The 20482-nt window shown below is 39.7% G+C and carries 20 protein-coding genes, 2 rRNA genes and 2 other annotated features; all 22 genes read left to right on the forward strand.

Features of this window, described 5'->3' with window-relative positions; translation table 11 throughout:
- The first annotated feature begins 159 nt into the window (after positions 1 to 159).
- The 22 genes from G6Q10_RS00005 to rplL all read left to right on the forward strand — a co-directional run bounded on the left by G6Q10_RS00005 (position 160) and on the right by rplL (position 20433).
- Positions 160 to 3093: ribosomal RNA gene (locus G6Q10_RS00005) — 23S ribosomal RNA — on the forward strand.
- A 74-nt stretch (positions 3094 to 3167) separates the two neighbouring features.
- Positions 3168 to 3283: ribosomal RNA gene (gene rrf, locus G6Q10_RS00010) — 5S ribosomal RNA — on the forward strand.
- A 136-nt stretch (positions 3284 to 3419) separates the two neighbouring features.
- The gene (locus G6Q10_RS00015; RefSeq protein ID WP_163651647.1) at positions 3420 to 3878 is read left to right on the forward strand and encodes a CtsR family transcriptional regulator; all 459 of its coding nucleotides are present in this window, start codon (positions 3420 to 3422) and stop codon (positions 3876 to 3878) included.
- A gap of 229 nt (positions 3879 to 4107) precedes the next feature.
- Positions 4108 to 6558, forward strand: coding sequence for an ATP-dependent Clp protease ATP-binding subunit (locus G6Q10_RS00020; protein ID WP_163651649.1), 2451 nt, complete (start codon positions 4108 to 4110; stop codon positions 6556 to 6558).
- A 361-nt stretch (positions 6559 to 6919) separates the two neighbouring features.
- Positions 6920 to 8293 (forward strand): DNA repair protein RadA, encoded by a 1374-nt coding sequence (gene radA / locus G6Q10_RS00025; protein ID WP_163651651.1) that lies wholly within the window; start codon positions 6920 to 6922, stop codon positions 8291 to 8293.
- Positions 8294 to 8367: 74 nt separating this feature from the next.
- A complete protein-coding gene (locus G6Q10_RS00030; RefSeq protein WP_163651653.1) occupies positions 8368 to 9429 on the forward strand; it encodes a PIN/TRAM domain-containing protein in 1062 nt (353 codons plus the stop codon).
- A gap of 18 nt (positions 9430 to 9447) precedes the next feature.
- Positions 9448 to 10164, forward strand: a complete 717-nt coding sequence (gene ispD / locus G6Q10_RS00035; RefSeq protein ID WP_163651655.1) for a 2-C-methyl-D-erythritol 4-phosphate cytidylyltransferase — start codon at positions 9448 to 9450, stop codon at positions 10162 to 10164.
- On the forward strand, positions 10139 to 10612 hold the full coding sequence (gene ispF, locus G6Q10_RS00040) for a 2-C-methyl-D-erythritol 2,4-cyclodiphosphate synthase (protein WP_163655632.1): 474 nt from the start codon (positions 10139 to 10141) through the stop codon (positions 10610 to 10612). Before ispD ends, ispF begins: the two co-directional genes overlap by 26 nt.
- Before the next feature lie 17 nt (positions 10613 to 10629).
- Positions 10630 to 12102, forward strand: a complete 1473-nt coding sequence (gene gltX, locus G6Q10_RS00045) for a glutamate--tRNA ligase (RefSeq protein ID WP_163651656.1) — start codon at positions 10630 to 10632, stop codon at positions 12100 to 12102.
- Between the two features lie 51 nt (positions 12103 to 12153).
- Positions 12154 to 12370, forward strand: a binding site (T-box leader).
- Positions 12371 to 12434: 64 nt separating this feature from the next.
- Positions 12435 to 13037, forward strand: coding sequence for a serine O-acetyltransferase EpsC (gene epsC, locus G6Q10_RS00050; RefSeq protein ID WP_370519534.1), 603 nt, complete (start codon positions 12435 to 12437; stop codon positions 13035 to 13037).
- A 2-nt stretch (positions 13038 to 13039) separates the two neighbouring features.
- Positions 13040 to 14455, forward strand: a complete 1416-nt coding sequence (cysS, locus tag G6Q10_RS00055; protein ID WP_163651658.1) for a cysteine--tRNA ligase — start codon at positions 13040 to 13042, stop codon at positions 14453 to 14455.
- Positions 14456 to 14458: 3 nt separating this feature from the next.
- Positions 14459 to 14869, forward strand: a complete 411-nt coding sequence (locus tag G6Q10_RS00060; RefSeq protein WP_163651659.1) for a Mini-ribonuclease 3 — start codon at positions 14459 to 14461, stop codon at positions 14867 to 14869.
- Complete coding sequence (rlmB, locus tag G6Q10_RS00065) at positions 14869 to 15618, forward strand: 23S rRNA (guanosine(2251)-2'-O)-methyltransferase RlmB (RefSeq protein WP_163655634.1); 750 nt, start codon at positions 14869 to 14871, stop codon at positions 15616 to 15618. The genes G6Q10_RS00060 and rlmB overlap by 1 nt, the downstream gene beginning before the upstream one ends.
- Before the next feature lie 3 nt (positions 15619 to 15621).
- Positions 15622 to 16140, forward strand: a complete 519-nt coding sequence (locus G6Q10_RS00070; protein WP_163651660.1) for an NYN domain-containing protein — start codon at positions 15622 to 15624, stop codon at positions 16138 to 16140.
- Between the two features lie 88 nt (positions 16141 to 16228).
- On the forward strand, positions 16229 to 16855 hold the full coding sequence (locus G6Q10_RS00075; RefSeq protein ID WP_232057771.1) for an RNA polymerase factor sigma-70: 627 nt from the start codon (positions 16229 to 16231) through the stop codon (positions 16853 to 16855).
- Between the two features lie 106 nt (positions 16856 to 16961).
- On the forward strand, positions 16962 to 17111 hold the full coding sequence (gene rpmG / locus G6Q10_RS00080) for a 50S ribosomal protein L33 (RefSeq protein WP_163651662.1): 150 nt from the start codon (positions 16962 to 16964) through the stop codon (positions 17109 to 17111).
- 17 nt (positions 17112 to 17128) lie between these two features.
- On the forward strand, positions 17129 to 17320 hold the full coding sequence (gene secE / locus G6Q10_RS00085) for a preprotein translocase subunit SecE (protein ID WP_163651663.1): 192 nt from the start codon (positions 17129 to 17131) through the stop codon (positions 17318 to 17320).
- A gap of 120 nt (positions 17321 to 17440) precedes the next feature.
- A complete protein-coding gene (nusG, locus tag G6Q10_RS00090; protein ID WP_163655635.1) occupies positions 17441 to 17974 on the forward strand; it encodes a transcription termination/antitermination protein NusG in 534 nt (177 codons plus the stop codon).
- Positions 17975 to 18157: 183 nt separating this feature from the next.
- Positions 18158 to 18583, forward strand: a complete 426-nt coding sequence (gene rplK, locus G6Q10_RS00095; protein ID WP_163651664.1) for a 50S ribosomal protein L11 — start codon at positions 18158 to 18160, stop codon at positions 18581 to 18583.
- Between the two features lie 33 nt (positions 18584 to 18616).
- A complete protein-coding gene (gene rplA, locus G6Q10_RS00100; protein WP_163651665.1) occupies positions 18617 to 19306 on the forward strand; it encodes a 50S ribosomal protein L1 in 690 nt (229 codons plus the stop codon).
- A gap of 49 nt (positions 19307 to 19355) precedes the next feature.
- Positions 19356 to 19494: a sequence feature (ribosomal protein L10 leader region), on the forward strand.
- A 33-nt stretch (positions 19495 to 19527) separates the two neighbouring features.
- Positions 19528 to 20028: a 50S ribosomal protein L10 gene (gene rplJ / locus G6Q10_RS00105; RefSeq protein ID WP_163651666.1), complete on the forward strand. Its 501-nt coding sequence runs from the start codon at positions 19528 to 19530 to the stop codon at positions 20026 to 20028.
- A 36-nt stretch (positions 20029 to 20064) separates the two neighbouring features.
- A complete protein-coding gene (gene rplL / locus G6Q10_RS00110; protein WP_163651667.1) occupies positions 20065 to 20433 on the forward strand; it encodes a 50S ribosomal protein L7/L12 in 369 nt (122 codons plus the stop codon).
- The last annotated feature ends 49 nt before the right edge of the window (positions 20434 to 20482 follow it).

Raw genomic sequence — 20482 nt, forward strand, 5'->3', positions numbered from 1 at the left:
AAAGATTGTTCTTTGAAAACTAGATAAAAAGTAAAGTGAAAACCACACAAACCATTGGTTTGTGTAAACCAAGACACCGAGTCAAAATAAAGCATGAACCTTCTTTGATCATCGCAGATCAAAGAACATGCCTTTCCTTATTTATAAGGAAAGAAATAAGGTTAAGTTAGAAAGGGCGCACGGTGGATGCCTTGGCACTAGGAGCCGAAGAAGGACGGGACTAACGCCGATATGCTTTGGGGAGCTGTACGTAAGCATTGATCCAGAGATTTCCGAATGGGGGAACCCCCTATCTTTTGTCAGATAGGATTCTTTTGTGAATACATAGCAAAAGAAAGGCAGACCCAGGGAACTGAAACATCTAAGTACCTGGAGGAAGAGAAAGAAAAATCGATTTCCTGAGTAGCGGCGAGCGAAACGGAAAGAGCCCAAACCAAGAAGCTTGCTTCTTGGGGTTGTAGGACACTCAAATACGGAGTAAGAAAAGAAGGAGATAGACGAAGCGGTCTGGAAAGGCCCGCCAGAGACGGTAACAGCCCGGTAGTTGAAATGTGCTTCTCTCTAGAGTGGATCCTGAGTACGGCGGAACACGTGAAATTCCGTCGGAATCTGGGAGGACCATCTCCCAAGGCTAAATACTCCCTAGTGACCGATAGTGAACCAGTACCGTGAGGGAAAGGTGAAAAGCACCCCGGAAGGGGAGTGAAAGAGTACCTGAAACCGTGTGCCTACAAGTAGTTAGAGCCCGTTAATGGGTGATAGCGTGCCTTTTGTAGAATGAACCGGCGAGTTACGATTTGTTGCAAGGTTAAGTGGAAAAAGCGGAGCCGTAGCGAAAGCGAGTCTGAATAGGGCGAAAGAGTAACAGGTCGTAGACCCGAAACCAGGTGATCTACCCATGTCCAGGATGAAGGTAAGGTAATACTTACTGGAGGTCCGAACCCACGCACGTTGAAAAGTGCGGGGATGAGGTGTGGGTAGCGGAGAAATTCCAATCGAACTTGGAGATAGCTGGTTCTCTCCGAAATAGCTTTAGGGCTAGCCTCGAAGTAGAGAGTCATGGAGGTAGAGCACTGTTTGGACTAGGGGCCCCTCTCGGGTTACCGAATTCAGATAAACTCCGAATGCCATTGACTTATCTTCGGGAGTCAGACTGCGAGTGATAAGATCCGTAGTCGAAAGGGAAACAGCCCAGACCACCAGTTAAGGTCCCCAAATATACGTTAAGTGGAAAAGGATGTGGGGTTGCTTAGACAACCAGGATGTTGGCTTAGAAGCAGCCACCATTGAAAGAGTGCGTAATAGCTCACTGGTCGAGTGACCCCGCGCCGAAAATGTACCGGGGCTAAACGTATTACCGAAACTGTGGATGAACATCGTAAGATGTTCGTGGTAGGAGAGCGTTCTAAGGGCAGAGAAGCCAGACCGAAAGGACTGGTGGAGCGCTTAGAAGTGAGAATGCCGGTATGAGTAGCGAAAGAAGGGTGAGAATCCCTTCCACCGAATATCTAAGGTTTCCTGAGGAAGGCTCGTCCGCTCAGGGTTAGTCGGGACCTAAGCCGAGGCCGATAGGCGTAGGCGATGGACAACAGGTGGAGATTCCTGTACCCGCGCTATTTGTTTGACCGAAGGGGTGACACAGAAGGATAAGGAAGCGCACAGATGGAAAGGTGCGTCCAAGCAGTGAGTGTAAGAAGTAGGCAAATCCGCTTCTTACGAAGCATGAGCTGTGATGGGGAAGGAAATTAAAGTACGGAAGTTCCTGATTTCACGCTGTCAAGAAAAGCCTCTAGGAAGAGTAGAGCGGCCCGTACCGCAAACCGACACAGGTAGATGAGGAGAGAATCCTAAGGTGAGCGAGAGAACTCTCGTTAAGGAACTCGGCAAAATGACCCCGTAACTTCGGGAGAAGGGGTGCTCTGATAGGGTGAAAGCCCGAGAGAGCCGCAGTGAATAGGCCCAGGCGACTGTTTAGCAAAAACACAGGTCTCTGCAAAACCGTAAGGTGACGTATAGGGGCTGACGCCTGCCCGGTGCTGGAAGGTTAAGAGGAGCGCTTAGCGTAAGCGAAGGTGCGAATTGAAGCCCCAGTAAACGGCGGCCGTAACTATAACGGTCCTAAGGTAGCGAAATTCCTTGTCGGGTAAGTTCCGACCCGCACGAAAGGCGCAACGATCTGGGCACTGTCTCAACGAGAGACTCGGTGAAATTATAGTACCTGTGAAGATGCAGGTTACCCGCGACAGGACGGAAAGACCCCGTGGAGCTTTACTGCAACCTGATATGGAATGTTTGTACAGCTTGTACAGGATAGGTAGGAGCCAAAGAGCCGCGCGCGCCAGCGTGCGAGGAGGCAATGGTGGGATACTACCCCTGCTGTATGACCATTCTAACCCGCCACACTTAGCGTGTGGGGAGACAGTGTCAGGTGGGCAGTTTGACTGGGGCGGTCGCCTCCTAAAGAGTAACGGAGGCGCCCAAAGGTTCCCTCAGAATGGATGGAAATCATTCGCAGAGTGTAAAGGCACAAGGGAGCTTGACTGCGAGACTGACAAGTCGAGCAGGGACGAAAGTCGGGCTTAGTGATCCGGTGGTACCGCATGGAAGGGCCATCGCTCAACGGATAAAAGCTACCCCGGGGATAACAGGCTTATCTCCCCCAAGAGTCCACATCGACGGGGAGGTTTGGCACCTCGATGTCGGCTCGTCGCATCCTGGGGCTGTAGTCGGTCCCAAGGGTTGGGCTGTTCGCCCATTAAAGCGGCACGCGAGCTGGGTTCAGAACGTCGTGAGACAGTTCGGTCCCTATCCGTCGCGGGCGCAGGAAATTTGAGAGGAGCTGTCCTTAGTACGAGAGGACCGGGATGGACGCACCGCTGGTGTACCAGTTGTTCCGCCAGGAGCATCGCTGGGTAGCTATGTGCGGACGGGATAAACGCTGAAAGCATCTAAGCGTGAAGCCCCCCTCGAGATGAGATTTCCCATTTCGAAAGAAAGTAAGATCCCTGAAAGAAGATCAGGTAGATAGGTTTGGAGTGGAAGTATGGCGACATATGGAGCGGACAAATACTAATCGATCGAGGACTTATCCTTAAAAAAGACTCTTGGAGTCAGGTTTAATCACCCTTTTTATCTAGTTTTGAAAGAATCATCTTTCAATGAATAAGTCTGGTAGCAATGGCGAGAAGGTCACACCCGTTCCCATCCCGAACACGGTAGTTAAGCTTCTCTGCGCCGATGGTAGTGGGGGGCTTCCCCCTGTGAGAGTAGGTCGCTGCCGGGCTGTTGAGTAAAGCATTTGCACTTTTTTAAGTGTAAATGCTTTTTTATTTATAAGCCAATCTATTGCAATTTAGTTTGCTTTTCTAGTATAATTAAAGTCAAAATTAGTCAAAGTCAAGTGAAAGGAGCTCTATGTGATGAGGAATATTTCTGACATCATTGAGGCTTATTTAAAGCAAGTATTAGAGTCAAGCGAGGCTGTTGAAATTAAAAGAAGTGAAATCGCTAATAAATTTGAATGTGTCCCATCACAAATAAATTATGTAATTAATACAAGATTTACAATGGAACGTGGTTATATTGTGGAAAGTAAACGCGGAGGCGGAGGATATATTCGAATTATTAAAGTGAAAATGAGTGACAAGTTACAGCTTTTAGAAGCTATTATTTCAATGGTACACGGCAAAAAAGTTTCACAAGTTTTTTCAGAAGATGTATTACTTCGTTTGCTTGAGGAACAAGTCATCAGTAAAAAAGAAGCGAGGTTAATGCTAGCTGCTTTGGATCGCGAGGTTTTAATATTGCCGCTTCCTGATCGTGATATTTTACGTGGTAGAATACTTGAAGCAATGTTAGTCGCTTTAAAATATGATTAAATTCTTTAAAACAGATGGATTAAAAGCTCTATTTTGTGGTAAGAAATAAAAGATACAATCTTATTCAACGTTTTCAGGTTTCTAATTGAATGTCATAAAGAACAAATTTTACAAAATTTGACATAACCTGTTAAACAAATTATTATGCAAGAAGAGTTGCCTATATGAATAAAAATGTAGTAGAAGTCATTTTTGCTTTACATTCATAGGTAAAAGGAGGAAAACAACAATGATGTTTGGACGATTTACACAAAGAGCACAGAAAGTTCTCGCATTATCACAAGAAGAGGCTATGCGCCTTAACCATAGTAACCTAGGAACAGAACATATCTTACTCGGTTTAGTAAACGAAGGCGAAGGTATTGCTGCAAAAGCTTTATATGAATTAGGAATCGATACTGAAAAGTTACAGGAAGAAGTAGAATCTTTAATTGGAGAGGGCGAAATTCCTGTAACCACAATACAATATACCCCCCGCGCTAAAAAAGTAATTGAATTATCTATGGATGAAGCACGTAAGTTAGGTCATACTTATGTAGGAACCGAGCACATACTTCTTGGTTTAATACGCGAAGGTGAAGGTATTGCTGCACGTGTATTGAGTAACCTTGGTGTCAGTTTAAATAAGGCACGCCAGCAGGTATTGCAATTACTTGGAAGCGGTGAAGGTACAAGCGCTGGGAGACAAACAAATACACAAGCAACCCCTACTTTAGACAGTCTAGCTCGTGATTTAACAGTCATTGCACGTGAGGAAAACTTAGACCCTGTTATCGGGCGTGGAAAAGAAATTCAACGTGTAATTGAAGTATTAAGTAGACGTACTAAAAATAACCCTGTTTTAATTGGTGAACCTGGTGTTGGTAAAACTGCTATTGCTGAAGGTTTAGCACAACAAATTATTCGAGGCGAAGTACCTGAAATGTTACGTAACAAACGTGTTATGACACTTGATATGGGTACGGTTGTTGCTGGGACTAAGTATCGTGGCGAGTTTGAAGATCGTTTAAAAAAAGTTATGGATGAAATTAGACAAGCAGGAAATGTAATTTTATTTATTGATGAGTTGCATACATTGATTGGTGCTGGCGGAGCAGAAGGAGCAATCGATGCATCAAATATTTTAAAACCACCTCTAGCTCGTGGAGAACTGCAATGTATTGGTGCAACTACACTTGATGAATATCGTAAATATATCGAAAAAGATGCTGCTTTAGAAAGACGTTTCCAACCTATTAAAGTAGCCGAGCCGACAACAGAAGAATCTATCCAAATTTTACGAGGCTTACGAGATCGTTATGAAGCACACCATCGCGTAGCAATCACAGATGAGGCCTTAGAAGCTGCTGTAAGGCTGTCTGACCGCTATATTTCCGACCGATTTTTACCGGATAAGGCGATTGATGTGATTGATGAAGCAGGCTCAAAAGTGCGTCTAAAAGCTTATACAACGCCATCTAACCTAAAAGAAATGGAAGATAAATTAACCGAACTTAGAAAAGAAAAAGATGCCGCTGTCCAAGGTCAAGAATTTGAGAAAGCTGCTTCTCTTCGTGATACCGAGCAAAAATTAAAAAAAGTTTTAGAAAAGAAGAAAACGAACTGGAAAGAGCAACAAGGAGCGGATAACAGTCAGGTAACGGAAGATATAATTGCTGAAGTCGTTGCAAGCTGGACTGGCATTCCTGTTACCAAACTTGCAGAAACCGAAACGAATAGACTTTTAAATATGGAAAAAATATTACATGAACGTGTGATCGGACAAGATGAAGCCGTTAAAGCTGTTGCATTAGCAGTTAGACGTGCGAGAGCAGGACTTAAAGATCCAAAACGCCCTATAGGTTCTTTTATTTTCCTTGGTCCAACTGGTGTTGGTAAAACAGAGCTAGCTAGAGCTTTAGCAGAAGCAATGTTTGATGATGAAAAAGCAATGATTCGTGTTGATATGTCAGAGTACATGGAGAAATTTTCTACTGCCCGCTTAGTTGGTTCTCCTCCTGGATATGTCGGTTATGAAGAGGGCGGTCAGCTAACCGAGAAGGTACGTCAAAATCCGTATTCTGTTATTTTACTTGATGAAATTGAAAAAGCGCATCCTGATGTGTTTAATATGCTACTTCAAGTCCTTGATGATGGACGTTTGACAGATTCTAAAGGCCGTGTAGTTGATTTTCGTAATACCGTAATTATTATGACATCAAACGTTGGAGCACAAGAAATGACGCAAGACAAATCAGTCGGTTTTAACGCTACTGATTTAACAAAAGATCATAAAGCCATGGAACATCGTGTTTTACAAGAACTAAAACAAACATTCCGTCCAGAATTTATCAATCGAATTGATGAAACGATTGTCTTTCATTCACTTTCTGAAAAGGAATTGAAGAAAATTGTGACGCTCCTTACAAGACAACTTACTAGTCGTCTTCTCGAACGCGATATTCATGTTAAATTAACTGAAGGAGCCAAAGCGAAAATCGTAAAAGATGGGTATGATCCTGAATATGGTGCGCGTCCACTTAAGCGTGCGATTCAAAAAAATATTGAAGATCGTCTTTCTGAAGAATTGTTACGTGGAGCCATTAAAGTCGGTGACAAAGTAGAAATCGGCGTGAAAGATGGTGAGCTTGAGGTTCGTAAAAAAAATAATTCTATTCGTAAAAAAGAAAGTATAAAATAAAATGCTAAATGAGTCGGGGATATAATGCAATTTAGCTCTATTCTTTAAGAAAACACGATTTTAAAAAAGTAGAGCATAGGTCCTATATGTCGAACACGATAAATCGAGCAAAAGTGTTTGTACTGAAGGAGTTTGCCACAAACCGGAAACGGAACGTGCGAGGCTGTGCGTGAGATCCGGAAGTCTGGCAAACTCCTTCAATACGAGCGCTTGTCGCCGATTTATTTTGTTTATGCCCCCAGACTCTTTTTTTACGCGAAATGTTTATAATCAGCTTAAAAAAGAAACTTTACTTAGAATGCTAAACAGAACGTATGATCTGTGTTAAAATAAATAAAAGCGAAAGGGGGGACACTATTTTATGGCAAAACGAGCAACAAAATTCGTCTGTAACTCTTGTGGTTATGAATCACCTAAATGGATGGGAAAGTGCCCAAATTGTGGCGAGTGGAATCAGATGGTAGAGGCATTAGCACCTTCTAAAAAGACAAGAACGTCTTTTCATCATACAGATGAACCTTCTAAGGCAATGCGAATTACCGATGTAACAAGCGAATCAGAGAAACGAATTCAGACAAAAATGCCAGAGTTAAATCGTGTTTTAGGTGGCGGAGTAGTAGAAGGGTCACTAGTACTTGTTGGAGGAGATCCAGGAATCGGAAAATCCACTTTGCTACTACAAGTTTCTGCTGAGTTAACACTCTCTGGAAAAAAAGTACTCTATATTTCAGGTGAAGAATCTGTTAAACAAACTAAGCTTCGTGCAGAACGCTTACGAGTTTCAGGAGAACATCTATATCTTTATGCTGAGACGAACTTAGATGATATTCAAGAAACAATTAACTTTATTAAGCCGGATTTGGTGATTATTGATTCGATTCAAACGATTTATCATCCAGACGTTACAAGCGCAGCGGGAAGCGTTTCACAAGTACGTGAATCTACAGCAGCACTTATGCGAATTGCAAAAATGCAAAATATTACTATCTTTATCGTTGGCCATGTAACAAAAGAAGGTGCAATAGCGGGACCTAGGCTTCTTGAACATATGGTGGATACTGTCCTATATTTTGAAGGGGAAAAACATCATGCTTATCGTATTTTACGAGCAGTAAAGAATCGTTTTGGGTCTACAAATGAGATTGGAATTTTTGAAATGCGAGATATTGGGCTCGTTGAAGTAGTTAACCCTTCTGAGGTTTTTCTTGAAGAAAGGCTACAGGATGCTTCTGGATCTACAGTTGTTGCGTCGATGGAAGGAACACGCCCTGTTTTAGTAGAAATCCAGGCACTCGTTTCTCCCACAATGTTTGGTAATGCTAAGCGAATGGCTACTGGTTTGGACCATAATAAAGTCTCGCTAATTATGGCTGTATTAGAAAAGCGAGTAGGCTTGTTATTGCAAAACCAGGATGCTTATTTAAAGGCAGCAGGAGGCGTCAAATTAGACGAACCAGCTGTGGATTTGGCAGTTGCAATTAGTATTGCTTCAAGTTATCATGATAAACCAACCAGTAACACAGACTGCTTTATCGGTGAACTCGGCTTAACTGGTGAGATTCGCAGAGTTTCGCGCATTGAAGAGCGCGTGAAAGAAGCAGCTAAGTTAGGTTTTAAGCGGATTTTTATTCCTGCTAATAACCAAGGGAGCTGGGATATTCCAAAAGGTGTGACAATCATGCCTGTAGATACGATTGTTGCTGCACTAAAACAAGCTCTTCCAAAAATGACATAAAGATTCTATTTGCTGATAACGTCATTGCAATGTTAAAATAAACTTTATATTAGTTTATGAAAGGAGGACAAGAAATGCTTGTATGGATGATTCGAGTATGCTTTTTACTACTTGGTGGAACTACAGGAGTGTTTGTCTTACCATCAATATGGATGAAACTTCATTTAAACCATGTTTTGTTAATCGCTAATCCCTATATCAATGCTTTGATTGGTGCACTTATATTTTATTTTATTACTTTTTGGGCGGTGAAATATATTGAAGCCGCACTTAATTGGTCTGAGGAAAGGTTAACAAAAATTTCAAGTGTAACACTTGTTTATGGCGGAATAGGCCTTATTGCTGGTTTAGTCATTGCTTTTTTTGCAGGGAATGCTTTTAGCCAAACAAAGATTCCAATTATTAATTCGGTTGTCCCCATTTTATTAACATTAGTGTTAGGCTATTTAGGTTTTCAAGTTGGTAGCAGAAGACGTAACGATTGGGGGTTGTTATTTAACCGAACAGCACGAAAAAAAGCCCTCAGCGAACAAAAAAGTGAAGATACGAGCTATAAAATTCTTGATACAAGTGTTATAATTGATGGTCGCATTGCTGATATTTTGACAACTGGTTTTTTAAGTGGAACGATTGTAATTCCACTCTTTGTATTAGCTGAGTTACAGCATATTGCTGATTCTTCAGACACGTTAAAAAGAACACGCGGGCGAAGAGGATTAGATATTTTAAATCGAATTCAAAAAGAAGAAGGTATTCAAGTCGAGATGTATGAAGGTGATTTCGATGATATTAATGAAGTGGATAGCAAGCTAGTAAAATTAGCGAAAGTAACAGGTGGTAAAGTAGTAACCAATGATTATAATTTAAATAAAGTTGCAGAATTTCAAAATGTAGCGGTATTAAATATTAATGATTTAGCTAATGCTGTAAAACCCGTAGTTTTACCAGGTGAAACAATGAATGTTTTTGTTGTAAAAGATGGCAAGGAACATAATCAAGGTATCGCTTATTTAGACGATGGTACAATGATCGTTGTTGACGAGGGACGTAAATTTATTAATGAAATTATTGATGTTGAAGTAACAAGTGTTCTTCAAACTTCAGCTGGCAGAATGATTTTTGCTAAGCCTGTTTAATGATTGGAAGTACGTATAATGAATTATGAATTAATTTTTCTAGTAGCAGGGCAAGGTAAGCGAATGAATGCTAAAAAAAACAAAATATGGTTAAATCTTTTAGATAAACCCGTTTTTGCGCATGCTCTCCTTCCTTTCTTATCTGATAAAAGGTGCACTCATATTGTGATTGTATGCCATGAAGAAGAGATTGAACAAGCTAAGCAGCTAATTCAAAAACTTGATATACAAAATAAATCTATCCTATTTATTGCTGGAGGAACCGAAAGACAGCATAGTGTGGCTAATGGATTAAAGCATTGTGGTGCTGAGTCAGTTGTCTTGGTTCATGATGGTGCACGTCCATTTGTATCCCAACAAATTATCGATCGTTTGCTAGTGGGTGTTACAGAGCAAAAAGCAGCCATTTGTGCAGTGAAAGTGAAGGATACAATCAAGCGTATGGCAGATGGTGTTGTTAAGGAAACCATTAATCGCGATCACCTTTGGCAAGTCCAAACACCTCAAGCCTTTGAACTCCAAATTTTACAAAAAGCTCATGAAAAAGCAGTGGTAGATCATTTTGTCGGAACAGATGAATCCAGTCTAGTTGAAAGATTAAATCTTCCTATCCAGATTGTCGAAGGTAGTTATTATAATATTAAATTGACAACACCTGAGGATATACCAATTGCAAAAGCGATAATAGAAAGCATGGAGGACGTAAATGATGATCAGAATCGGACAGGGGTATGATACGCATCAATTGATTGAAGGTCGATCACTAATTATCGGTGGAATAACCATTCCTTATGAAAAAGGTTTGCTTGGCCATAGTGATGCAGATGTTTTACTACACGCAGTAACAGATGCTGTCATCGGTGCAACTGGTAAAAGGGATATTGGTTACTTTTTTCCAGATACAGATGTTGCTTATAAAGATGCTAATTCCGCAGAGTTATTGTCCCAAGTGTGGCAAGAAGTTGAAAAAGAAGGTTATCGATTGGGAAATATAGATTGTACAATTCTTGCTGAGAAGCCCAAAATGGCCCCTTATATTGAGGACATGAAAAAAAGAATTGCTGAACTTTTGCATGCTTCAAGTGAACAAATAAATGTAAAAGCAACGACTTCTGAAAAAATGGGTTTTGTTGGTCGAGGAGAAGGCATTACAAGTTTAGCAGTAGTATTACTTGAAAAATAAACGAGGAGTGAAGAGTTTTGACTGATAATAAAAGAGTGCGTGTGCGTTATGCACCGAGTCCAACTGGTTTTTTGCATATTGGAAATGCTCGTACAGCTTTATTTAATTATTTATTTGCAAGGCATAACGGTGGAGATTTTATTATCCGGATTGAAGATACAGATGCCAAGCGCAATATTGAAGGTGGCGAAGAAAGCCAACTTGCCAATTTAAAATGGCTTGGAATTGACTGGGATGAAGGCGTTGATAAGCCAGGTACATATGGACCATATCGTCAGTCTGAACGCCAGCCTATTTATCTGCCATTAATTGAAGAATTGCTATCAAAAGATATGGTTTATAAATGTTACTGTACAGAAGAAGAATTAGATGCTGAACGTGAGGCTCAAAAAGCCCGCGGTGAAATGCCTCGATATAGTGGGAAGTGCCGCCACTTAACAAAGGAAGAACAAGCAGAAAAAGAAGCAAAAGGCTTAAGGCCAAGTATTCGCTTTAAAGTCCCAGCTGATGAAACGTTTGCCTTCTATGATATGGTGAAAGATGAAGTTTCGTTTGATTCGAATGGCATCGGCGATTTTGTTATTTTGAAAAAAGACGGGGTACCGACATATAACTTTGCGGTGGCTGTAGATGATCATCTTATGGAGATAACACATGTATTGCGCGGGGACGATCATATTTCTAACACACCGAAACAATTAATGATTTATCAAGCATTCGGTTGGGAAGCTCCTCAATTTGGGCATATGACATTGATTGTAAATGAAAGTCGTCGGAAATTGAGTAAGCGCGATGGCTCGATCATTCAATTTATCGAGCAATACCATGATTTAGGCTACTTGCCAGAAGCATTATTTAACTTTATTGCGATGCTCGGTTGGTCTCCAGAAGGCGAGGAAGAGATTTTTTCTAAAGAAGAATTAATTAAAATCTTTGATGAAAAACGTTTGTCTAAATCACCAGCATTATTTGATAAACAAAAATTAACCTGGGTAAATAACCAATACGTAAAGAAACTTCCACTTAACGATGTTGTAGCGCTTAGTTTATCACATTTACAAAAAGCTGGTGTTGTCTCAAATGAACCAAGTGAAACTGAACTTGATTGGATCCATAAACTGATTTCGCTTTACCATGAACAAATGAGTTATGGTGCAGAAATTGTTGGTTTATCAGAAATGTTTTTCGCTGATGCGGATTCACTTTCTTATAATGACGAGGAAAAAGCGATTCTAGATGTTGAAACTGTGCCGGTTGTCATTGATGCTTTCAAAAAAGAAGCTGAGGCTATAGAAATATTTGTAGCTGATGAAATTAAAGCTGCCATTAAACGTGTTCAAAAAGAAACAGGAGTCAAAGGAAAAGCTCTTTTCATGCCAATTCGTGTTGTTACAACAGGTGAAATGCACGGACCAGAGTTACCGCTTGCAATAGAAGTACTTGGTCGAGAAAAGGTGCTGGAACGCTTGAAAAACTGGTTAGCAAATTGAATAGTAGTTGCGAATAATTATTTTGCTGATATAATAAAAGTAATAAAATGATGTAAAGCGTTGACAGGAAGAAGTAAGAAATAACTTGATTTATAGAGAGAGCAGTAATTTGCTGGAAGCTGCTTAGTGAATTATTTCTGAAATGCCTCCTTGAGCTTTAGTGTGAAATTTAAGTATCACTAAACGGTCCACGAGACGTTATTCTCGTATTTTGAGGTGGAGTTTTAAAAAACTCAATCAGAGTGGAACCGCGCAAGGCGTCTCTGTTTTAGAGGCGTCTTTTTGTTTTGCTGTTTATTTAGTAAAGGAGGCTAAACAAAGTGAGGAAGAGAATGAATGAAGATATTGCGGTCATTATTAAAAATGATCCAGCGACACAAGGTTTTTGGGATGCTTTTTTTACTAATCCAGGGCTGCATGCGATTTGGATGCACCGAATAACACATTTTTTATATAAAAAGAAGTTGGTTTTGGTCAGTAAAATCATTGCTCAAGTTGCCCGTTTTTTGACGAATATTGAGATTCATCCTGGTGCGGTTGTTGGCAAGCGTCTTTTTATTGATCACGGTGCGGGGATTGTGATTGGGGAGACTGTGAAAATTGGTGATGATGTTGTCTTGTTTCATGGTGTAACATTGGGTGACACAGGGAAACATAAAGGTAAAAGGCATCCAACAATCAATGATGGCGTTATGATCTCTACAGGTGCAAAGGTGCTTGGTCCAATCAAGGTTGGGATGGATGCTAAAGTGGGAGCAGGAGCCGTTGTTTTACAAGATGTTCCACCAGGGGCAACAGTTGTTGGCGTTCCTGCTAAAGTTGTTCGTTTAAACGGGCGAACTGTAGGGCATGCTGAGCCAAATATGGATCAATTAATTGAAAGAATAAGAATGCTTGAAAATAAAATTACCAAATTAGAAAAAGGAGAGAGCTAAAGATGTCACTACAAATCTATAATACTTTAACACGGGAAAAAGAATTATTTAAGCCGCTTGAAAGTGGGAAAGTAAAAATGTATGTATGCGGCCCCACGGTTTATAACTATATCCATATTGGAAATGCACGACCTATTATCGTCTTTGATACTGTTAGAAGGTACTTAACTTACCGTGGCTATGAAGTAAAATTTGTTTCGAATTTTACTGATGTAGATGACAAATTGATTCAAGCTGCAGATGAATTAAAACTGACTGTGCCAGAGGTTGCTAGTCGGTTTATTGGCGCTTATTTTGATGATGTTGATCAGTTAAATGTTGCAAAAGCTTCGATTAATCCACGTGTAACTGAAAACATGGATGAAATCATTGCTTTTATTTCTGCTTTAGAAAAGAGCGGTTTTGCTTACCAATCAGAGGGAGATGTCTATTTTCGATCAAAAAAATTCACTGATTATGGTAAGCTTTCACATCAACCTATTTCCGAATTACAGCATGGAAAGCGCGTAGAAACGAGTGAACGCAAACAAGATGAGCTGGATTTCACTTTATGGAAGGCAGCGAAGCCAGGTGAGATTTATTGGGAAAGTCCTTGGGGAAATGGGCGTCCCGGATGGCATATTGAATGTTCTACACTTGCTAGGAGATACTTAGGAGATACAATCGATATTCATGCAGGAGGACAAGACTTAATCTTTCCTCATCATGAAGATGAAATTGCTCAATCAGAGGCACTCACGGGAAAAACTTTTGCTAATTATTGGATGCATAATGGCTTTTTAAATATTGATGGAGAAAAAATGTCAAAATCACTTGGAAATTTTATTACATTACATGATCTGTTAAAAGAGCATGATGCCAATGTTATTCGCTTTTTTATGCTATCAGTGCATTATCGCCGTCCAATTTCGCTAAGTGAGGCAACGTTAGAAGATGCGAAAAATGGTTTAGAGCGTTTAAAAACAGCTTATCAAAATATTAATTACCGTATTGAGCGGGCTGAGGAAGATTATTATAATGAAGAGGAGCAAGAAAATCTACTTGAACAGCTCATCGAATTAAAGCAACAATTTGAAGACGAAATGGATGATGATTTTAACACAGCTAATGCAATTACTGCTTTTTATGAGCTAGCAAAGCGTGCTAATATTTATTTAGCAAGTGAATGGGTTTCTATTCAGGTTTTACGCGAATTTTTAAGTATGATGAGTTTATTTGCTGAGGTACTTGGATTAAAATTAGAGGACAGTGATTCAATGAGATTAGCAGATGATACGGTCAATGCTCTAATTGAAGAGCGCCAGATTGCAAAAAGTGAACATAATTTTGCTCGTGCAGATGAAATTCGTGATTTATTAAAAGAAAAAGATATCGTTTTAGAAGATACAGCTCATGGCACGCGTTGGAGAAGAGGCTGATAGATGGTTGAAGTAAAAGATTATAAACAACTAAATGGCCTAGCTTTAGCATATATGGGAGACGCGATTTATGAAGTATACGTTCGCAAGCACTTGCTAGTTTTAGGAAAAACTAAACCTAATCAACTCCACAAAAGTGCAACAAAGTATGTGTCTGCAAAAGGCCAAGCACTTGTAGTAAGGACATTAATGACAGAAGGCTTTATCACAGAGGAAGAAGAGAGCGTTTTAAAAAGAGGGCGTAATTCAAAAAGTTATACAGTGCCCAAAAACACAGATATATCGACGTACAATTTGGCAACCGCATTTGAAGCAGTGGTTGGCTACCTTTATTTGGGTGGGGAACATGTGCGTTTAAATGAATGGTTTGAAAAAGCAATCCAAATTATTGAAGAAGGCGAGCTGAAAAATTGATGGAAAAGGAGCAGGAGTGGATAGGTGGACGCAACCCAATCCTTGAGGTATTACGCTCCAAGCGTGATATTCATAAAATTTATATCGCAGAGGGCTCAAAAAATGGCGTAATGCAACAAATTATTTCGCTTGCTAAAGAAAATAAAATTGAAATTCGCTTTGTTCCTAAAGCAAAAATTGACCAAGTTGTAACAGGTGCACATCAAGGTGTGGCCGCCCAAATAGCTGCTTACAAATATTTTGAGCTTGAACATCTCTTTCATCAAGCAGAGGAGAAAAATGAACAACCTTTTTTTGTGATTTTAGACGAGTTAGAGGATCCGCATAACTTAGGTTCGATTATGCGAACGGTTAATGCGGTGGGTGCTCATGGGATTATTATTCCAAAGCGGAGATCAGTTAGTTTAACACAAACAGTTGCTAAAGCCTCAACTGGGGCTATCGAATATGTTCCAGTTGTTCGTGTCACAAATATTAGTCGCACAATAGAAGATTTAAAAAAACGTGGAGTTTGGATTTTTGGAACAGATGCCAAAGGAAGAGAGGATTATCGGACAATGGATGCAACCTTGCCACTTGCACTTGTCATCGGGAGTGAAGGTCGTGGGATGAGTCGATTAGTCCGGGAAAAATGTGACTTTCTTGTTCATTTGCCAATGGTTGGGCAAGTGACATCGCTTAATGCATCTGTTGCGGCGGGACTGCTTCTTTATGAAGTTTATCGAAAAAGGTTTTCGCTGGGGGGCTAATGGATGAAGCGCAAGCATATTTTTTTGGTGGATGGGTATAATGTGATAGGTTCATGGCCAGAATTAAGTAAGCTTAAAGAATATGATTTGGAAGCTGCGCGTGATAGCCTAATTGCAAGCCTTGGTGAATATCAAAGTTATACTGGTTACAAGGTTGTCATTGTTTTTGACGCACAATATGTTCGGGGGAAAGGGCGTGAAGAAACCAAGAATAAAGTCGATATCATCTTTACAAAAGAAGATGAGACGGCTGATGAATACATCGAACAAAAAGCCATTGAATGGAAAAATGCTGAAACGCAAATCATTGTAGCAACAAGCGATTATACGGAACAGTGGGCGATTTTTGGTCAGGGTGCTTTGCGAATTTCTTCCCGTGAGTTATTATTTGAAATTCAAGAAATGTCCCGTTCTATTAGCCAAGAAATGAAACAAATCCAAGAAAAAATGCCAAAATCAAAGCTGAATTTAGATTCTGTGACTTTATTGCAGTTAGAAAAGTGGCGAAGAGGTGAAAAATAAAGATTGACGATGGCTCTTCGCCTTTGTATAATAAAGCAACTAATTAAGTATGCTTCCAAAAATTCAGAGTGGAGGAGAGAGACAATCATTGGAAAATAAGAATGCAAGCGAACAAGGTGTCGATCTCAGTAAGCTAGATTTGGCAAGACATGGCGATACGGAAGCGCTAGAATATTTTTTTTCTAAATATCAACCTATTATTTACTGGAAATCCACACAATACTTTTTGCAAGGGGCGGAACGTGACGATTTAATTCAAGAAGCTATGATCGGTCTTTTTAAAGCAATTCGTGATTTTAATCCTGAAAAAGAAGCTTCATTTAAATCTTTTGCTGAAATTTGCATTAATCGTCAATTGCTTTCTGCTGTAAAACGCTCAACTCGGAAAAAGAACTTTGCGCTCAACCATTCGATTTCACTTGATACGAAGATGACGGATGATGATACACTAGATTGGACGCTAATTGATGTTATTTCTGAAGAAGGAGCTGAAACACCAGAAGACTTTTTAATCAAAAATGAGGGTCTCATACAGATCGCATCCAGATTAAAAGAAGTGACAAGCCCTTTTGAAAAAGAAGTTTTACAGCAATATTTAGAAGGCAAAAGTTATTTTGAAATGGCAGCATATTTTCAGGTTAAGGAAAAAGCAATTGATAATGCATTACAACGCGTAAAGCGAAAAATGGTAAAAGAGCTAAGGCAAGAAGACTGAATTTGTCAAAAACGCAACAAAAAAGGTTTGACTCTAAAAACTACTGATGGTATATTAGAGTAGATGCAAATTCTTCTTAATAGATCGCGTAGGGAGTTGAATAAATATGAAAAAGAAAGCGTCCCTCGCCTGTTCTGAGTGCGGTTCAAGAAATTATTCTATCAGTGTTACGAGTTCTACAAGACAAGTCCGGCTTGAAGTGAAGAAATTTTGTCGGCGTTGCAATAAACATACTTTACATCGCGAAACGAAATAATTATTGGAGGTTTTATCATGGCAGCAATTTCACGTTTTTTTAAAAATGTGACATCTGAAATGCGTAAAGTTACATGGCCAACGCGTAAAGAGTTAGCTACTTATACTGTAACGGTTGTTATTACTGTTATCTTGTTTGCTGTATTCTTTATGGTGCTTGACTTTGGTATTGAGCAACTTGTTCAATATGTTTTAAAACTGGGCAATTAAGAAAAATAATGGTATAATAGTGCTTGTCTATGAAACCCGAGTGTTCCCGGGTTTTTTATTTTGGAAAATCATAAGTATAAAGGAGGGAAGGCGGCCATTTTATTTGTCGCCAAACGTGAAATGGAAAAGAATTGGTACGCTGTTCACACATATTCCGGCTATGAAAATAAAGTAAAAGATAACCTTGAAAAACGTGTTGAATCAATGGGGATGTCTGATAAAATTTTTCGTGTCATTGTGCCGGAAGAAGAAGAAACAGAAGTGAAAAATGGTAAAACAAAAACAATTAAACGCAAAGTTTTCCCTGGTTATGTACTTGTTGAAATTATCATGACAGATGATTCTTGGTATGTTGTACGTAATACTCCTGGTGTTACTGGATTTGTTGGTTCAGCAGGTTCAGGTTCAAAACCAACCCCATTACTTCCAGAAGAAGCAGATCGTATCTTGAAGAGCATGGGTATGATGGAAAAAGCAATTGAAGCTGATTTTGAAATCGGGGAAACAGTGATGGTTAAAGAAGGACCATTTGCTGAGTACTCTGGTAAAGTAGACGAAATAGACCTTGATAAAGGAAAAGCCAAAGTCATGGTCAATATGTTTGGTCGTGAAACTCCAGTAGAAGTTGATTTTAATCAGATTGAAAAGCTATAAAAGTCAGTTTATCATAGGAATTTGCGATATTTTTTAAAGCGAAATCCATCTGTAGTATACTTGCAAAATTAGAAGTAAAATGATATCATTATTAAGTGCGCTTATTTAAAGCGTTTGTTTTTCCGTGGGAGGGGAAATACTGATCCCCATTAACCACAGCACGGACTTAAGGAGGTATGTCTCGTGGCTAAAAAAGTTATTAAATTAGTTAAGCTTCAAATTCCAGCAGGTAAAGCAAATCCTGCACCTCCAGTAGGACCGGCACTCGGTCAAGCTGGTGTTAATATCATGGGATTCTGTAAAGAGTTTAACGCTCGTACAGCAGATCAAGCTGGTCTTATTATCCCTGTTGTGATCACTGTATTTGAAGACCGTTCGTTTACGTTCATCACTAAAACTCCACCAGCAGCAGTTTTACTTAAAAAAGCAGCAAAAGTGGAAAAAGGATCTGGTGAACCTAACCGTAACAAAGTTGCATCTGTAACTCGTGCTCAAGTACAGGAAATTGCTGAAACCAAAATGCCTGATTTAAACGCAGCGAATGTTGAATCTGCAATGCGTATGGTTGAAGGTACTGCTCGTTCTATGGGAATCACCATCGAAGAGTAATTCGGTAATTTTGAACAATAAGGAGGAAAAGAAATGGCTAAGAAAGGTAAAAAGTATCAAGAAGCTTTGAAGCAAGTGGATCTGTCAAAAGCATATCCAGTTGAAGAAGCGATTGAACTTGCTAAAAAAATTGATTCCGCTAAATTCGATGCCACTGTTGAAGTAGCATTTCGTCTTGGCGTTGACCCTAAAAAAGCGGATCAACAAATCCGTGGTGCTGTAGTACTACCAGGCGGAACTGGTAAAACTCAGCGCGTTCTCGTATTCGCTAAAGGTGATAAAGCAAAAGAGGCTGAAGCAGCTGGTGCTGATTATGTTGGCGATGCGGAATATGTTGAAAAAATTAGCAAAGGCTGGTTTGATTTTGACGTAATCGTTGCAACTCCTGATATGATGGGAGAAGTTGGTAAGCTAGGTCGTGTTCTTGGACCAAAAGGCTTAATGCCAAATCCTAAAACAGGAACTGTAACAATGGACGTAACAAAAGCAGTAAATGAAATTAAAGCTGGTAAAGTAGAATATCGCGTTGATAAAGCTGGAAATATCCATACACCAATTGGTAAAGTTTCTTTTGAAACGTCTAAACTACTTGAAAACTTCCGTGTAATAAATGATGTGCTTCAAAAAGCAAAACCTGCTGCAGCTAAAGGAACTTACGTAAAACATCTTACAATAACAACTACTTTTGGCCCTGGTATTGCAGTAGATCCAACTAGCTCATAATTAAAGCTTGACGGATGAAAAGCTGTTTGATAAACTTAAACAGTTGAAAACAAATTAAATATCCTAACCGTAGACAGCTGGTGCGATTTATCGCTTAATTTTACCCGCCGAGGATTTTCTTTTGAATGTTTTTCATTCAGCTAGCCTCTTACGCGTGTCTACGTGCGTAGAGGTTTTTCTTTTGTTTGATTTAGACATTGATTTGGACGGAGGTGTAAAGAATGAGTAAAATTATTGAAGCGAAACAAAGCGTCGTTAACGAAATTACAGAAAAACTTACAAACAGTGTATCAACAGTTATCGTGGACTACCGTGGTCTTAACGTTGCTGAGATTACTGAGTTACGTAAACAATTACGTGAAGCAGGAATTGATTTTAAAGTTTACAAAAATAGCTTGATGCGCCGTGCCGCTGCTGAAAAAAACTTCGATGGTCTTGATGAAGTTTTCACTGGACCAAATGCGATTGCCTTCAGTAATGAAGACGTTGTTGCACCTGCTAAGATTTTGAACGATTTTGCTAAAGATCATGAAGCACTTGAAATTAAAGCAGGGATCATTGAAGGAACTGTTTCTTCTCTTGAAGAAGTTAAAGCTATTGCAACTCTTCCATCACGCGAAGGCTTGCTATCTATGGTATGCAGTGCACTTCAAGCTCCAGTCCGTAACCTAGCTCTAGTAACCAAAGCGGTTGCTGATCAAAAAACTGAACAAGAAGCTTAAACTAAAAAATTATAATATTAATGGAGGAATTTTAAAATGGCTTTAAATATTGAAAACATTATTGCTGAAATTAAAGAAGCAACAATTGTAGAACTTAACGATCTTGTAAAAGCGATTGAAGAAGAATTTGGCGTAACTGCTGCAGCTCCTGTAGCTGCAGCTGGTGGAGCAGGTGCTGCAGCAGCTGCTGAACAAACTGAATTTACAGTAGAACTAGCTTCTGCTGGCGATTCTAAAATCAAGGTTATCAAAGTGGTACGTGAAATCACTGGTCTTGGCTTGAAAGAAGCTAAAGAACTTGTAGATAACGCTCCAAAACCACTTAAAGAAGGCGTTTCTAAAGAAGAAGCTGAAGAAATCAAAGGCAAACTTGAAGAAGTTGGCGCTAACGTCGAAGTTAAATAATTTCTGTTCTATAAAAGCTTGTAACCTAGTGATAGGTTGCAGGCTTTTT

It is taken from the genome of Listeria sp. PSOL-1 (assembly GCF_902806445.1).
In the GTDB taxonomy this organism is placed as follows: Bacteria; Bacillota; Bacilli; order Lactobacillales; family Listeriaceae; genus Listeria.

Coding starts and splice junctions, on each gene's coding strand:
- nusG (WP_163655635.1), top strand. CDS start 17,441: ATGGAAAAGAATTGGTACGCTGTTCACACATATTCCGGCTATGAAAAT.
- G6Q10_RS00070 (WP_163651660.1), top strand. CDS start 15,622: ATGAAGCGCAAGCATATTTTTTTGGTGGATGGGTATAATGTGATAGGT.
- epsC (WP_370519534.1), top strand. CDS start 12,435: ATGAATGAAGATATTGCGGTCATTATTAAAAATGATCCAGCGACACAA.
- rplL (WP_163651667.1), top strand. CDS start 20,065: ATGGCTTTAAATATTGAAAACATTATTGCTGAAATTAAAGAAGCAACA.
- ispF (WP_163655632.1), top strand. CDS start 10,139: ATGATCAGAATCGGACAGGGGTATGATACGCATCAATTGATTGAAGGT.
- G6Q10_RS00030 (WP_163651653.1), top strand. CDS start 8,368: ATGCTTGTATGGATGATTCGAGTATGCTTTTTACTACTTGGTGGAACT.
- secE (WP_163651663.1), top strand. CDS start 17,129: ATGGCAGCAATTTCACGTTTTTTTAAAAATGTGACATCTGAAATGCGT.
- G6Q10_RS00015 (WP_163651647.1), top strand. CDS start 3,420: ATGAGGAATATTTCTGACATCATTGAGGCTTATTTAAAGCAAGTATTA.
- rlmB (WP_163655634.1), top strand. CDS start 14,869: ATGGAAAAGGAGCAGGAGTGGATAGGTGGACGCAACCCAATCCTTGAG.
- cysS (WP_163651658.1), top strand. CDS start 13,040: ATGTCACTACAAATCTATAATACTTTAACACGGGAAAAAGAATTATTT.
- ispD (WP_163651655.1), top strand. CDS start 9,448: ATGAATTATGAATTAATTTTTCTAGTAGCAGGGCAAGGTAAGCGAATG.
- radA (WP_163651651.1), top strand. CDS start 6,920: ATGGCAAAACGAGCAACAAAATTCGTCTGTAACTCTTGTGGTTATGAA.
- G6Q10_RS00060 (WP_163651659.1), top strand. CDS start 14,459: ATGGTTGAAGTAAAAGATTATAAACAACTAAATGGCCTAGCTTTAGCA.
- rpmG (WP_163651662.1), top strand. CDS start 16,962: ATGAAAAAGAAAGCGTCCCTCGCCTGTTCTGAGTGCGGTTCAAGAAAT.
- G6Q10_RS00020 (WP_163651649.1), top strand. CDS start 4,108: ATGATGTTTGGACGATTTACACAAAGAGCACAGAAAGTTCTCGCATTA.
- rplA (WP_163651665.1), top strand. CDS start 18,617: ATGGCTAAGAAAGGTAAAAAGTATCAAGAAGCTTTGAAGCAAGTGGAT.
- rplJ (WP_163651666.1), top strand. CDS start 19,528: ATGAGTAAAATTATTGAAGCGAAACAAAGCGTCGTTAACGAAATTACA.